This is a genomic window from Acidovorax sp. GW835-FHT14B10, assembly GCF_058793725.1.
In genome coordinates, this window is record NZ_JBXAGC010000002.1 from 47,899 (window position 1) to 60,069 (window position 12,171).

Here is a 12,171-nt window from a genome sequence, read left to right on the forward strand (position 1 = left end):
TGCCACGCCAAGCGAGAGAAGGGGGACGGCGCGAAGTGACTCAGGGGCTTGTCATGCTTTGCGTGCAGCGGACTGGCGGATGGCTTCGTTGATTTCTGCAATGGATCGCTCAATGGCATCATCGTCGAGATCATCCACCAACCCATCGAGCGGGCCGGCCTGGATGGTCGAGGCGAAAACATCGTCGCTGATGCTGTCGGTCGACACACCTTGCGTGGACTCGAAGGTGTCAGGGGTTTCCCACTCGAACGCCACCACGGTGACGTTGTCACTGCCCTCGCCCGCCTTGCGCAAAGCGTTCTCGACCAGATCGGGCACCGCATGCGACACCGTCTTCTGGCTGAGCTGGGTGGCAATGTCCTCATCGCTGAGCGAGCCCCACAGGCCGTCCGAGCACAGCAGGATGCGATCGCCCTGCTCCAGGTGAACGGGGCCGGTGACATCGTAAATGGGCTTGGTGGGCGAGCCCAGGCAGGTGAACAGCACGTTGCGATTGATGAGGTCCAGCCCCGGTGGCGGGGCATTGCGCAATTCGAGGTAGGAGTGGTCGCGCGTGCGGCTCAGCAACTCTCCATCGCGCACCATGTACAGGCGCGAGTCGCCGCAATGGATCCACGAGGCGGCGCCGGCCTGCACCACGGCAGCCACCAGCGTGGTGCGCGGCGTGTCGAGCATGCCTTTGTCGGAGGCATAGCGCAGGATCTGGTGGTGGGCCGCCAGCAGGGCGGACGACAGGAACTCCTGCACATTGTCGAGCTGCGGTTTGGCTTGGCGCTGGAACAGGGACGAAATGGTTTGCAGCGCTATCTGCGCAGCCACCTCGCCCTCGGGGTGCCCGCCCATGCCGTCGGCCAGCACGAACAGGCCCGCTTCGCGCGTGTAGCAGTAACCCATGCGGTCTTCGTTCTTCTCGCGCCCCCCGCGGCGGCTGATCTGGAATACAGAGAATTTCATTTGGGTTTGGCCCCGATTCCCGTGGCTTCACCCACTTTTTGCACATTTTTCTTGGTGTCGGACACCAGGGTGTCGAGCTGCAGACGCATTTTCTCGGTCACCGAAAGCTTGGTATAGCGACGCTCGCCTTCGCGGCTGAGCTCTTTTTGCAGCGCAAACACCGACTGCGGGCGCGACAGCGGATCGAGTGCCATGCACCACTCCACCACCTCGATGAGGTTGTCCGAATACACGCCACGCAGCTTGGTCAGCGCCAGCGACAGGCGGTCCTTCTCGATGCGCTGGGGCGCCTCGTTGGGCGGAAAGCCCTGCATGCAAGCGTAGATGCAGGCGCCAATCGCATAAATATCGGTCCAGGGGCCCATGGACGAATCGCGCCTGTACATCTCGGGCGCGGCAAAGCCGGGGGTGTACATGGGGCGGATGAAGTTGCCCTCTTTGGACAGCACCTCGCGCGCGGCACCGAAGTCGATCATCACGGCCTTGTTGTCGTCGGTGATGAAGATGTTGGCGGGCTTGATATCCAGGTGCAGCATCTTGTGCTGGTGCACGATGCGCAGGCCGCGCAGCACCTCGTCAAACAGCGAGCGGATGGTGGACTCGCGAAACACCTTCTGCGTCTTGAGGTCGCGCGCGGTGATGATGAAATCCTGCAGGGTGGCCCCTTCCAGGTAGTTCATCACCATGTAAACAGTTTCGTTTTCACGGAAGAAGTTGAGCACACTGACCACCGAGGCATGCGAGATCTGGGCCAGCGCGCGGCCTTCTTCAAAGAAACTCTTGAGACCCAGACGGTAGAGCGACAGCTTTTCGGGCGGCACCTTGGGCAGCAACTCCCCCGGGGCGCGGGTGGCCAGGGAGGATGGCAGATACTCCTTGATGGCGATCTGCTGGCCTTCGGCATCCAGCGCCAGATAAACCACACCAAACCCGCCGGAAGACAATCGGCGTACCACACGGTAGCCCCCAATGGTGGTGTCGGGAGGCAATGGCGCCGGCTTGATTTTTGACATATTTTGCGAAGATGACGCGGGTGTAGAGCGGAACCCGGATAATCGCCGGATCGCAAGCAACCATCAAAAAGTCCAATGCCAGTTTACAGCATGACCGGATACGCCAGCGCTCAGCATGGCGCCTCTGCCACTGGCGCTGATACCGACACCCGCGCCCCCCACGGCCGCCGGCTGGGGCTTGAAATCCGCTCGGTCAACAGCCGCTTTCTAGACCTGTCGTTCCGACTTCCCGACGAACTGCGCGCCCTGGAACCCGTCTTGCGCAGTCTGCTGACCGCGCAGCTCAAGCGGGGCAAGGTGGAAGTGCGTGCCGCGCTGGAAAGCGACGATGGCAGCAGCCTCCAGGATCCTGCGCCGCGCCTGCTGCAACGCATCAACTCGCTGCAGGATGCCGTGAAATCCTGGCTGCCCCAGGCGGCGCCCCTGACTGTCGCGGATGCGCTGCGCCTGTGCGCCAATGCTGGCGCCGGCCCCGAGGACTGGAGTGAGGCCGTGCCCCCCCTGGCGGAACAGGCACTCGCACAATTGCTGGCGGCACGCGCACGCGAAGGCGAGCGCCTGGCCGCCATGCTGCACGACCGGCTCGGCCAGCTGCGCAGCCTGGCGCAACAGGCGGGCCCCATGGTGCCCCTGCTGGTCGAGCAGCAACGCCAACGTTTCATGGAACGCTGGAAAGAAGCCATGGCCCTGACCGACGGCTCCACCCTGCCAGAAGCGGCGCGCGATCGCGCGCTCACCGAGGCCACGGCCTTTGCCATCCGCATCGACGTCGCGGAAGAAATCACGCGCCTGAACTCGCACCTGGACGAAATCGAGCGCTTGCTCCAAAAAGGCGGCGAAGTCGGCAAGCGCCTGGATTTCCTGATCCAGGAACTGCACCGCGAAGCCAACACCCTGGGCTCCAAATCGGCAGCCCTGGACCTCACCCGCATCAGTGTCGACATGAAGGTGTTGATCGAGCAGATGCGCGAGCAAGTGCAAAATATCGAGTGATACTCATTTTTGATAGCACCCAGCGAACATCAACCATGGATTACCCTGGAAATCTCTTTGTAGTGGCGGCTCCCAGCGGTGCCGGCAAATCCAGCCTGGTCAAGGCACTTCTCGAACTCGACTCCCACGTTCACCCGTCTGTTTCGCACACCACCCGTGCGCCGCGCGGGCAGGAAAAGCATGGCCGCGAGTACTTTTTTGCGTCAGAACCGGAGTTCGACGCCATGGTGCAGGGCAACGCCTTTGTGGAATGGGCCAGGGTGCATGGCAACCGCTATGGCACTTCCAAGAAAGCCATCGAGGAGCGCATCGCACAGGGTTCGGACGTGATCCTGGAAATCGACTTTCAGGGGGCGCTGCAGATCAAGAAAGCTTTTGCCAACGCCATCCTCGTCTTCATCTTGCCGCCCAGCTGGGAAGAGTTGCGCTCGCGCCTGGAACGGCGGGGCGAAGATTCGGCGGATGTCATTGAAGTTCGCCTCAAGAACGCAGCCATAGAGATGGCCCAGGTGAGCAAATTCGACTTCGTTATAATCAACGAGTTGTTTGAGCGCGCGCTTTTCGACCTGAAAGCCGTAGTTCACGCCCAGCGACTCAAGTACGCCGCCCAGCGCCGCGCCCGTGCTGACACCTTCCAGTCGCTCAATATCACCTGATTCCCGGAGAACCCCGATGGCACGCATCACCGTAGAAGACTGTCTGGAAAAGATTCCCAATCGCTTCCAGCTCGTGCTCGCCGCCACATACCGCGCGCGCATGCTGAGCCAGGGCCATGCCCCGCGCATCGAAAGCCGCAACAAACCCGCCGTGACGGCCCTGCGCGAAATCGCCGAAGGCAAAGTTGGCCTGGAAATGCTGAAGAAGGTTCCCGGTTGATTGCTCAACGGGCACCTTGGACAAAAAGCACCGCACAGCGGTGCTTTTTTTTGCGTGGTAGGCGTCTCCTGCACTGCCGCGCTACATTTAAGGCATGAACGCGGTGCTCAATTCATTTTCTGCAACGCAAATTCGGCCCGACGACAACCCCGTTTCGGGCGCGGTCAGTGCGTCAGCGGCAGCTGCCAATGCAGCGGCGGCCAGCTTTGCCGCGCTCACGGACCGCCTTGACTACCTGGACCCCGCCGGCATCGAACTCGTGCGACAGGCCTACCGCTTTGCCGACGAGGCGCATTTGGGCCAACTGCGCAACAGCGGCGAACCCTATATCACCCACCCGATCGCCGTGGCTGCGTTATGCGCCAGCTGGAAGCTGGACGCCCAGGCATTGATGGCGGCACTGCTGCACGACGCCATGGAAGATTGCGGTGTGACCAAGGCGGACCTGATAGACCGCTTTGGAGCGCCGGTGGCGGAGCTCGTGGATGGACTCACCAAGCTGGACAAGCTTCAGTTCAATACGCGCGAGGAAAACCAGGCCGAGTCCTTCCGCAAGATGCTGCTGGCCATGGCGCGCGACGTTCGCGTGATTCTTATCAAGCTGGCAGATCGTACGCACAACATGCGCACGCTGTCCGACATGCCGCGCACCAAATGGAGCCGGATTTCTTCTGAAACGCTGGAGATCTATGCACCGATCGCCCACCGGCTGGGTTTGAACCAGACGTACCGCGAGTTGCAGGATCTTTCCTTCCGGCATTTGCATCCGTGGCGTTATCGCACCCTCTCCAAGGCGATCAACAAGTCGCGCAACCGGCGCCGTGATCTGGTGCAGAAGGTGCAGACGGAAGTGGATGCTGCGTTTTCCCGCATTGGCATGTCGGTTCGCCTGGCAGGGCGCGAGAAAACGCTGTATGCCATCTACCAAAAGATGGATCTCAAGCATCTGAGCTTCGCACAGGTTACGGACATCTATGGCTTCCGGGTGATTGTGCCCAACGTCACAGACTGCTACACGGCCCTGGGCATCCTGCACCAGATGTACAAGCCGGTGCCCGGAAAGTTCAAAGACCACATTGCCATTCCCAAGCTCAATGGCTACCAGTCACTGCACACCACCCTGGTGGGTCCTTCGGGCGTGAACATCGAGTTCCAGATGCGCACCGACGAAATGCACGTGGTTGCTGAGGCAGGCGTTGCGGCCCACTGGCTTTACAAGGCCCAGGACAGCGACGGCAACACGGCCGAGCGCCTGGGAACAAAATGGCTGCAGTCCCTGCTGGATATCCAGAATGAAACCCGTGATGCCGCCGAGTTCTGGGATCACGTCAAGGTCGACCTGTTCCCGGATGCCGTGTACGTCTTCACACCCAAAAGCCAGATCATGGCCATGCCACGGGGGGCGACCGTGGTCGACTTCGCTTATGCCATCCATAGCAACGTGGGTGACCGCACCACTGCGGGCAAAATCAACAATGAATTGGTGCCGCTGCGCACCGAGCTGAAAAATGGCGATGTGGTGGAAATCATCACGGCCCCCATCTCCACTCCCAATCCAGCATGGCTCGGGTTTGTACGAACGGGCCGTGCACGGTCCAAGATACGCCACTATCTCAAAACACTGGCGCAGACAGAATCGGAAGGCCTGGGCGAAAAGTTGCTGACCCAGGCCCTGCGTGCCGAAGGCCTGGTGAGCCTCCCACCCATGGATGCCGAAACCCAGCCCATGTGGGACAAGTTGCTGCGCTTCACCGGAAACCGCACGCGCAATGAGCTGATGACAGACTTGGGCCTCGGCAAGCGCATCGCCAGCATTGTGGCCAAGCGCCTCATGGTTCTGATGTCAGAGCATGGACACCGGCCCGATGCGCTGCTCATGACCCGCGAACGCTATACATCCCATGAAACATTGTCTCAAGGCGCAGTGACGCTGGATGGCAGCGAAAATGCTTCAGTCCAGTACGCACACTGTTGCCGCCCCGTCCCGGGAGACAGCATTGTCGGATATCTCGGCCGCGGAGAGGGTCTGGTGGTTCACAATGCGCACTGCGGCGTAGCCAAACGACTGCAGCACAAGGACAGCGAACGCTTTATCGCCGTGGACTGGTCGGATGAACCCGCTCGCATGTTTGAGACGGGGGTGGTGGTGACCGTAAGCAACGGCAAAGGCGTGCTGGCACGCGTGGCCGCAGAACTCGCCAACTCGGAAGCCGATATCACCCATGTGGACATGGATGACGAGGCAGCGCTGGACACCACAGATCTGCGCTTCGTGGTGGCGGTGCGGGATCAAGCCCATCTCGAAACGGCATTGCGGGGCCTGCGGCGCACACAGGCCGTGATTCGCGCGTCTCGCGTCATCCCGCACGCCTGATGAAAGACGGAGCATCGGCAATACAGCGTCAGATCCCCTTGCGCACTGGTTTGCCGGGATACCGGACGTCCAGCACTTCCAGGCGATGCAAGCCACTCGGTGCGGCCAGTGAGATTTCGTCACCCACCCTGGACTTCAGGAGCGCACGCGCTACCGGAGATATCCAGCTCACCTGACCACGTTTGCCGTCGGCCTCATCAATTCCCATGATGGTGACAGTACGCTCCACGCTGCCATCTTCCAGGTACGTAACGGTCGCGCCAAAAAACACCTGATCGCCACCTTGGTGGATGGCTGGATCCACGATCTCTGCGATCTCCAGTCGCTTGGTCAGAAACCTGATACGCCGGTCAATTTCGCGCAACCGCTTCTTTCCATAGAGATAGTCCCCGTTCTCGGAACGATCGCCATTGCTGGCTGCCCAGTGAACGATGTCCACGATCTTGGGGCGCTCGGTGTCGATCAACGCCAAGAGTTCTGACCGCAATCGAGCGTAACCTTGCGGGGTGATGTAGTTTTTTCCACCGACCGGCAGCGGCGGCGCAGTCAGATCGCCATCATCGTCGGCATCCGCTTCCTTGGTAAAGGCTTTGCTCATGGCTGCATCTTGCCCGAAAGAGGAAAAGCAATTGACAAATGAAAAAGCCTGCAACTTTTCAGTTGCAGGCTTTAAACATTGGTGCGGCTGGCAGGAATCGAACCCACGACCCCTTGGTTCGTAGCCAAGTACTCTATCCAGCTGAGCTACAGCCGCTAAGCTTTGAATTATAGCATGAAAATCAAATGCATCTGAACTTCACACTATTTTTGACGACCACTTATCGCATCATCTGCGTCAGCGTTCAATCATTCAAATCACAGATGCGATTGTAATGCAACCGGACGGGTCCCTCCTCCAGATTCATGAATTTTCTCGTTCAAGAAAACTTGCGGGTGTCGTGATGGCAAAACCGTTTCCATTCGGCGCGAAACCGCGCCGAAAGCCGCAACCCCGGACCGGACGTTTGACGGTCCGGTCCGGGAAACCTGAACAACATTGATGCCCCCTCTGGTGATCGGTACGGTCTACCAGAGGCGATGGCCAAAAGACCGGACGCGGGCCGCCGGTCATTTTTCGGGTCAGATGGCTGCCGCCGTGTCGCCACTGCCGCCAACAAACTCGTCCCGTTGGGGTGTGTCACCGACCGCGTTCCTGAAGCTCTCGAAGGTACCTCGCACAAGCAAGCGCTTCAGGCTGCGCAGCTCTTCCGGATCAAGGTCGAGGTGGTTTCCATGGTGTTTGATGAAGGGGGCCTCGATCTCTCTCTGCGAAGCTGCTGTTCCCCGGCCAAAGTCATGCACACAAGCCAGCACGCTGCTGCTTCGCCCTCAACAGAGGGCCATTCCTCCACGGCTCGTTGGTTTGCTGCTGGAATGTGGGGTGAGTGTGCCCTCTGGCGATGGAGCGCCAAAGTACTGCTTCGACAAATCGGCCCAAAGAAAGGCCAAGGCCTAGCGACGGCGCCACCAAAGAAGCAGCCCTGTCACGGCATACGCAGCCAAAGCCACACCCATGCCAAAGGTTGCAACCATCCATGGCAACCCCCACAGCTCCCCCGTGTGCAGAGGATAGATGTACGAATAAGCGCGTGTCCCCAGGTCCAATTCTGTCCAGCGCGTGACCTGGAGGATTTGTGCTGTGCTCGGGTCCAGCCAGACGTACGTTAGTCCATTGGGATGCGGGTCATCCGACAGGCGCAGACGAACTCGGATGGGTTGATCCGCTTTTGCAGGTATTTGGACGTACCCGACTATTGCGCTTGCATACACCTCCTCGGCCCGTCGCACCGCAAGTTCGACGATTTCGTCTTGCGCAGGACCTCCCATCACTTTGGGTGGCACGGCTGGGGATGCCCCCATCAGAGCGGAGATCGATTTGGCAAGCGGAGGCCAGGCCATATAGGCCCCGGACGCAACAGAAACCAGGACCACCCCTCCCAACAGAACCCCGGTGACCCGGTGCCAGTCAAACAAGGCACGCAACCCGCCAGCCGTCCAGCGCACCGTCAATGCGTGACGCCAGCGCGCGGGCCACCACAGGTACACGCCCGAGACAAGCATGAACAGGTAGGCCAGCGCCGCCAAGGTCAACACGGCTTTCCCGGTCTCCCCGGCAAACAGATTGCTGTGCAGGGTGAAGAGGAATCCCATCACACCATCCGTCGCCCCTCTGGTGCCAAGCACTTCACCGGTTTGCGGGTGGAAGTAGATCGTGCCACTCCAGACGCCCCTGACGAGAGCCTGGAAGGACTCTCCCTGCTCCCTTGGGGGACGCAACGTCAAAGATGCCTCCGGGTCCACCTCAGCCCTCAGGCGCGAGAGCACCGCCTGGTAATTGACAGTTGCAGCCTGAGGGACGTGGAACAACTGCTCGTTGAGTGCCTCATCAAGGGGATCGGCGATCAGCATGGCGCTGCCGGTGACAGCGGCCACCAACAGTACCAGACCCAGGCTGAGCCCAAGCCATCGGTGGACCGTCCTCCACAACCTCCGCGCGCGCATGCGCGCTGCGGAGGCTGAGATCTTCGTGGGAGGCTTACGAAGCATGCTTGCAAGTGGCATGCAGGATATCCGAGGAATGTGAAAGCGAGACGTTGCCGCCCACTTCGGCAACGTGTTTCACAGGGCCGTCGCCCTTGCGGGTGATGATGTTGACCACACCGCCGGTGGCGCCATCGCCATAAATGGCGGTGGCGCCCCGGATCACCGCAATGCGCTCGACGGCTGAGGGGCCGATCAGCGTGAGGATACGAGCACCGTTTCGGTTGGTACTCTGAGGCACACCATCGATGAGCACGTTGATGTTTCGGCCGCGAAGGGTTTGCGTGAACGTGCTGGGCGACTGGCGCCCCAAGCCAAAGCCGGGCACCAGCTTGCCCAAGATGTCACCCAAGCCGCTGCCTGCGCTGACCTGTTCCTCGATTTCATCGCGGCGCACAACGGTGATGGACTGCGGAACGGTGTTGACCAGTGCCTCAGACCGGGTGGCCGTGACAGTCACCTCGGACAAGGAAGGCCGGGCTTCGGAATCCTGGGCGTGGGCCAACGCGGAACATGCCGCTGCGATGGCTAGCGTCAGCGCTTTAGCTGGAAATCGCTTCGTTTCGGACGCGCATGGCGACGCCCACAGGGTGCTTCTGTTCATCTGTTTATCCGGCTTGGTGTTGGTCCGAAAAACTCCGACAACAGGAGTTCATCAAGGACCTGAAGCCGTGCCTTGCAACGCATGAAGCTGCTGGGTAAGCCCTCAACCCAGCCCGTAAGTGCAGGGCAGGTGCAACTTTGGACGGGGAGCGCCCCCTGCCTCAGGTGCCCATATTGTATGCCAATGAGAATGGTTCGTGTTTGTTTTGTAAATTTTCATGTCCGCAACGAAAAATCATTCACCAGAAGTCAACGCCCGTGCACTTCAAATCTGTGCGCCTAACCCTGGATACGCCAAAGTGCCAAGGGCGAGCGTGATGGGGCGTCCGCTGCGTGGGCATCCGCTCGACAGCGAAACGCAGGCAATGGCCTATCCTCTTGGCCTGCAACTGAGCTTCTCACGTGTTCAGCGCTGGTTGCTGGGCGGCATCTATTCGAACTTCACGGCCTGCGACAGCAATCAGGCACGTCATCGCCCGGCAGCAACCTGCCTGCCGCCGCAGTTCATGCCAACGAAGAGCCGAGGCAGGCCGGCCCACCACGCTCACAGACGCTCCTGGCGACACGGCGACTCCGACTTTTACTGCTGTGTCGCCAAAGTCGCCAGAACGGAGGGATGCTCCGTTGCCAACTTCTACCCACAACCGCACACCAAAAGACCGAACAACCCGCAAGCTGTTCGGTTTTTGGTTTTGGATGCACTCTTTTAATGCGAACGATTCTTATTTATAATCAATTTCACCAACCACTTCACCGAAGGTTCGCATGGAGCACTTGTCCACTTCGCCCAGCTGCCAGCACACCATGCTGGCCCGTAGCCCTGTCGGGCATGTGTCGGTCTGTTCCGATTGCGGGGTGGTGCATCTGTCCATAGATTGCCTGTCGGTTCGACTGGAAGTCAACGCATTCTTGGCCTTGGCCGAGATGCTGTCGCAAGCCCAAAAGCGCTTGAACGGCATGCAACCGCACGAAGGCCATGCCTGTCACGAGTCCGCTCATGTGGTTCATTGAAAACGAGACCGCACAACCAGGAGGTCGTATGTGTGATCAATGCGCCAGCCCTCTTCCGGCCAATACCGGGTCTCGCCGCAGGCGGCTTTGGGATCTTCCACACCAGTGCCACTGCCCCGTGGTGGGGGTGTGCCTTCCGCTGGCAGCACTTCGCCAGTTGGTGAACAAGGCATTGGGGGGCAAAGCCATTGCGGATGATTACGAGGTTCATGTCGGCGCGGTCGCCGAATGCACCCAGCGCAATCGGCTGTCCGAGCTGCTGCAGAAGGATCTGGAATCACGGTACGCCAGAACCGTTCAGGCGTTCAAGTTCGCCAAGGACACCAAGGCGGTGGCCGACCTGTGGGCTGACGCTGTTCGCCAAGGCGATGTCTCAGGGGCTTTTTGGGCCACGTTGACCCACCCCCGCTGCGACGAGGTTTTGCAGGAGGTTGTCCTGAGAGACATGCACATGTTGCAGCACCAGGCCGGGGCCGCTGTTCGCATTGACTTGACCAAGTTCAACGAGTTGATCAAGGAAAACGGTGTCCTGGGTCGGGAGCTGGGCCGAGTGCAAGAACGATGCACCCGAGTGATCACGGAGAAGGCCGCTGAAATCGAGCAACTGCACGCACAACTCGTGCAGCAGCGAGCCATCGTGATTGGTAAGGACTCGCGGATTGCGTTCCATCTGCAGGACATGGAGCAGCTGAAAGCGTCGCTGCCGGACTTTGAAAACACGTCCCGGCTGCGAAAGAAGATCGATCAGCTCACGGCTCGACAGGCGGAGCTGGAAACGCAAAACGCACAACTGCGCCAGCAGCTCAGCGAAGCACAACGCTCGCCGAGCCTGCGTGAATCGGCGGCTCAGCCTGCTCCCGCAGCCGAACAGCACCACGACACGCCCAAGGAAAGCCCAATCACCTTCCATCTCAAGGCAAAGACGATCCTGTGTGTCGGGGGTCGCAACGGAAACGTGGCGAACTATCGCGATGTGATCGAGAAAGCGGGGGGCAACTTCGCACACCACGATGGGGGTCTGGAAGACAAGCAAGGTGCGCTCGACTCCATCCTCGCCGCAGCCGATTTGGTCATCTGCCAAACCGGCTGCATCAGTCACAACGCCTACTGGCGGGTCAAGGATTTCTGCAAACGTACCGGCAAGCAATGTGTCTTCGTCGAGAACCCCAGCACCTCCTCACTGACCCGTACCTTGCAGCAAATCACCGTGGATGACACCCACGGCGAACTGGCAGAAAATACATTCGCTCAGTAAAAAGCAACATATCGCCGCCATGAAAGGAGTCCACCATGGACGAATCCAAAACCAAAGCCGCTATTGATGCTCTCAACCGGATCATGGAACTTGAGTTGGCGGGTGTGGTGAAGTACACCCACTACTCGCTCATGGTGTATGGCTACAACCGCATTCCCATCGTATCCTGGATGAAGGGCAACGCCGATGAGAGCCTGGCCCATGCTCACAAAGCCGGGGAAATGGTCACGCTGCTGGGCGGCCACCCGTCCCTCAAGATCGGCCCCCTGCTGGAAACCGAACAGCACGACATTGGCGACATTCTGCGCGAGAGCTTGTCGCACGAGAAAACCGCCCTGGCCGCGTACTACGATTTGCTCAAGATCGCGGAAGGCCACTCGGTACTTCTGGAAGAGTACGCCCGCGAGATGATCGTCAATGAAGAGCTGCATCAAGACGAGGTCAACAAGATGCTGCGCCGTCCGGGCGAGACCGCAGCGTTCAAGGGCTAATACTGACAGCGGCACGGCGAC

General features: G+C 59.9%; 12 protein-coding genes and 1 tRNA gene. 7 read left to right on the plus strand and 6 right to left on the minus strand.

Annotation, left to right across the window (positions count from 1 at the left end; all coding sequences use genetic code 11):
• Positions 1-51: 51 nt before the first annotated feature.
• Complete coding sequence (locus AC1Q5S_RS02105) at positions 52-954, minus strand: PP2C family protein-serine/threonine phosphatase (RefSeq protein WP_492238256.1); 903 nt, start codon at positions 952-954, stop codon at positions 52-54.
• Positions 951-1,967 (minus strand): serine/threonine protein kinase, encoded by a 1,017-nt coding sequence (locus AC1Q5S_RS02110; RefSeq protein ID WP_092699156.1) that lies wholly within the window; start codon positions 1,965-1,967, stop codon positions 951-953. Before AC1Q5S_RS02110 ends, AC1Q5S_RS02105 begins: the two co-directional genes overlap by 4 nt.
• A gap of 75 nt (positions 1,968-2,042) precedes the next feature.
• Between AC1Q5S_RS02110 and AC1Q5S_RS02115 the strand changes: the two genes are divergently transcribed.
• From AC1Q5S_RS02115 to AC1Q5S_RS02130, 4 genes are all read left to right on the plus strand, one after another.
• Positions 2,043-2,960 (plus strand): YicC/YloC family endoribonuclease, encoded by a 918-nt coding sequence (locus tag AC1Q5S_RS02115; protein ID WP_492238257.1) that lies wholly within the window; start codon positions 2,043-2,045, stop codon positions 2,958-2,960.
• Positions 2,961-2,995: 35 nt separating this feature from the next.
• Complete coding sequence (gene gmk, locus AC1Q5S_RS02120; protein WP_492238258.1) at positions 2,996-3,616, plus strand: guanylate kinase; 621 nt, start codon at positions 2,996-2,998, stop codon at positions 3,614-3,616.
• Positions 3,617-3,632: 16 nt separating this feature from the next.
• Positions 3,633-3,836 (plus strand): DNA-directed RNA polymerase subunit omega, encoded by a 204-nt coding sequence (rpoZ, locus tag AC1Q5S_RS02125; RefSeq protein ID WP_005794722.1) that lies wholly within the window; start codon positions 3,633-3,635, stop codon positions 3,834-3,836.
• A 94-nt stretch (positions 3,837-3,930) separates the two neighbouring features.
• A complete protein-coding gene (locus AC1Q5S_RS02130) occupies positions 3,931-6,210 on the plus strand; it encodes a RelA/SpoT family protein (protein ID WP_492238259.1) in 2,280 nt (759 codons plus the stop codon).
• A gap of 28 nt (positions 6,211-6,238) precedes the next feature.
• On the opposite strand, the gene greB is transcribed toward AC1Q5S_RS02130, so the two are convergent.
• The 4 genes from greB to AC1Q5S_RS02150 all read right to left on the minus strand — a co-directional run bounded on the left by greB (position 6,239) and on the right by AC1Q5S_RS02150 (position 9,394).
• Positions 6,239-6,808: a transcription elongation factor GreB gene (greB, locus tag AC1Q5S_RS02135; RefSeq protein ID WP_303833238.1), complete on the minus strand. Its 570-nt coding sequence runs from the start codon at positions 6,806-6,808 to the stop codon at positions 6,239-6,241.
• A 79-nt stretch (positions 6,809-6,887) separates the two neighbouring features.
• Positions 6,888-6,964, minus strand: a tRNA-Arg gene (locus AC1Q5S_RS02140).
• 737 nt (positions 6,965-7,701) lie between these two features.
• Positions 7,702-8,811 (minus strand): PepSY-associated TM helix domain-containing protein, encoded by a 1,110-nt coding sequence (locus AC1Q5S_RS02145; RefSeq protein ID WP_492238260.1) that lies wholly within the window; start codon positions 8,809-8,811, stop codon positions 7,702-7,704.
• Complete coding sequence (locus AC1Q5S_RS02150; protein ID WP_492238261.1) at positions 8,786-9,394, minus strand: TonB-dependent receptor plug domain-containing protein; 609 nt, start codon at positions 9,392-9,394, stop codon at positions 8,786-8,788. The genes AC1Q5S_RS02145 and AC1Q5S_RS02150 overlap by 26 nt, the downstream gene beginning before the upstream one ends.
• 217 nt (positions 9,395-9,611) lie before the next feature.
• Here AC1Q5S_RS02150 and AC1Q5S_RS02155 point away from each other — a divergent pair, with 217 nt between their 5' ends.
• From AC1Q5S_RS02155 to AC1Q5S_RS02165, 3 genes are all read left to right on the plus strand, one after another.
• Positions 9,612-10,103, plus strand: coding sequence for a hypothetical protein (locus AC1Q5S_RS02155; RefSeq protein ID WP_422205973.1), 492 nt, complete (start codon positions 9,612-9,614; stop codon positions 10,101-10,103).
• A 287-nt stretch (positions 10,104-10,390) separates the two neighbouring features.
• Positions 10,391-11,659, plus strand: coding sequence for a DUF2325 domain-containing protein (locus AC1Q5S_RS02160; protein WP_422205971.1), 1,269 nt, complete (start codon positions 10,391-10,393; stop codon positions 11,657-11,659).
• Between the two features lie 35 nt (positions 11,660-11,694).
• Positions 11,695-12,150 (plus strand): ferritin-like domain-containing protein, encoded by a 456-nt coding sequence (locus tag AC1Q5S_RS02165; RefSeq protein ID WP_303833228.1) that lies wholly within the window; start codon positions 11,695-11,697, stop codon positions 12,148-12,150.
• The last annotated feature ends 21 nt before the right edge of the window (positions 12,151-12,171 follow it).

Excerpts from the sequence above, each read along its gene's own strand:
- AC1Q5S_RS02105 (WP_492238256.1), bottom strand. The coding sequence starts at position 954 with ATGAAATTCTCTGTATTCCAGATCAGCCGCCGCGGGGGGCGCGAGAAG.
- AC1Q5S_RS02110 (WP_092699156.1), bottom strand. The coding sequence starts at position 1,967 with ATGTCAAAAATCAAGCCGGCGCCATTGCCTCCCGACACCACCATTGGG.
- AC1Q5S_RS02115 (WP_492238257.1), top strand. The coding sequence starts at position 2,043 with ATGCCAGTTTACAGCATGACCGGATACGCCAGCGCTCAGCATGGCGCC.
- gmk (WP_492238258.1), top strand. The coding sequence starts at position 2,996 with ATGGATTACCCTGGAAATCTCTTTGTAGTGGCGGCTCCCAGCGGTGCC.
- rpoZ (WP_005794722.1), top strand. The coding sequence starts at position 3,633 with ATGGCACGCATCACCGTAGAAGACTGTCTGGAAAAGATTCCCAATCGC.
- AC1Q5S_RS02130 (WP_492238259.1), top strand. The coding sequence starts at position 3,931 with ATGAACGCGGTGCTCAATTCATTTTCTGCAACGCAAATTCGGCCCGAC.
- greB (WP_303833238.1), bottom strand. The coding sequence starts at position 6,808 with ATGAGCAAAGCCTTTACCAAGGAAGCGGATGCCGACGATGATGGCGAT.
- AC1Q5S_RS02145 (WP_492238260.1), bottom strand. The coding sequence starts at position 8,811 with ATGCCACTTGCAAGCATGCTTCGTAAGCCTCCCACGAAGATCTCAGCC.
- AC1Q5S_RS02150 (WP_492238261.1), bottom strand. The coding sequence starts at position 9,394 with ATGAACAGAAGCACCCTGTGGGCGTCGCCATGCGCGTCCGAAACGAAG.
- AC1Q5S_RS02155 (WP_422205973.1), top strand. The coding sequence starts at position 9,612 with ATGTCCGCAACGAAAAATCATTCACCAGAAGTCAACGCCCGTGCACTT.
- AC1Q5S_RS02160 (WP_422205971.1), top strand. The coding sequence starts at position 10,391 with ATGTGGTTCATTGAAAACGAGACCGCACAACCAGGAGGTCGTATGTGT.
- AC1Q5S_RS02165 (WP_303833228.1), top strand. The coding sequence starts at position 11,695 with ATGGACGAATCCAAAACCAAAGCCGCTATTGATGCTCTCAACCGGATC.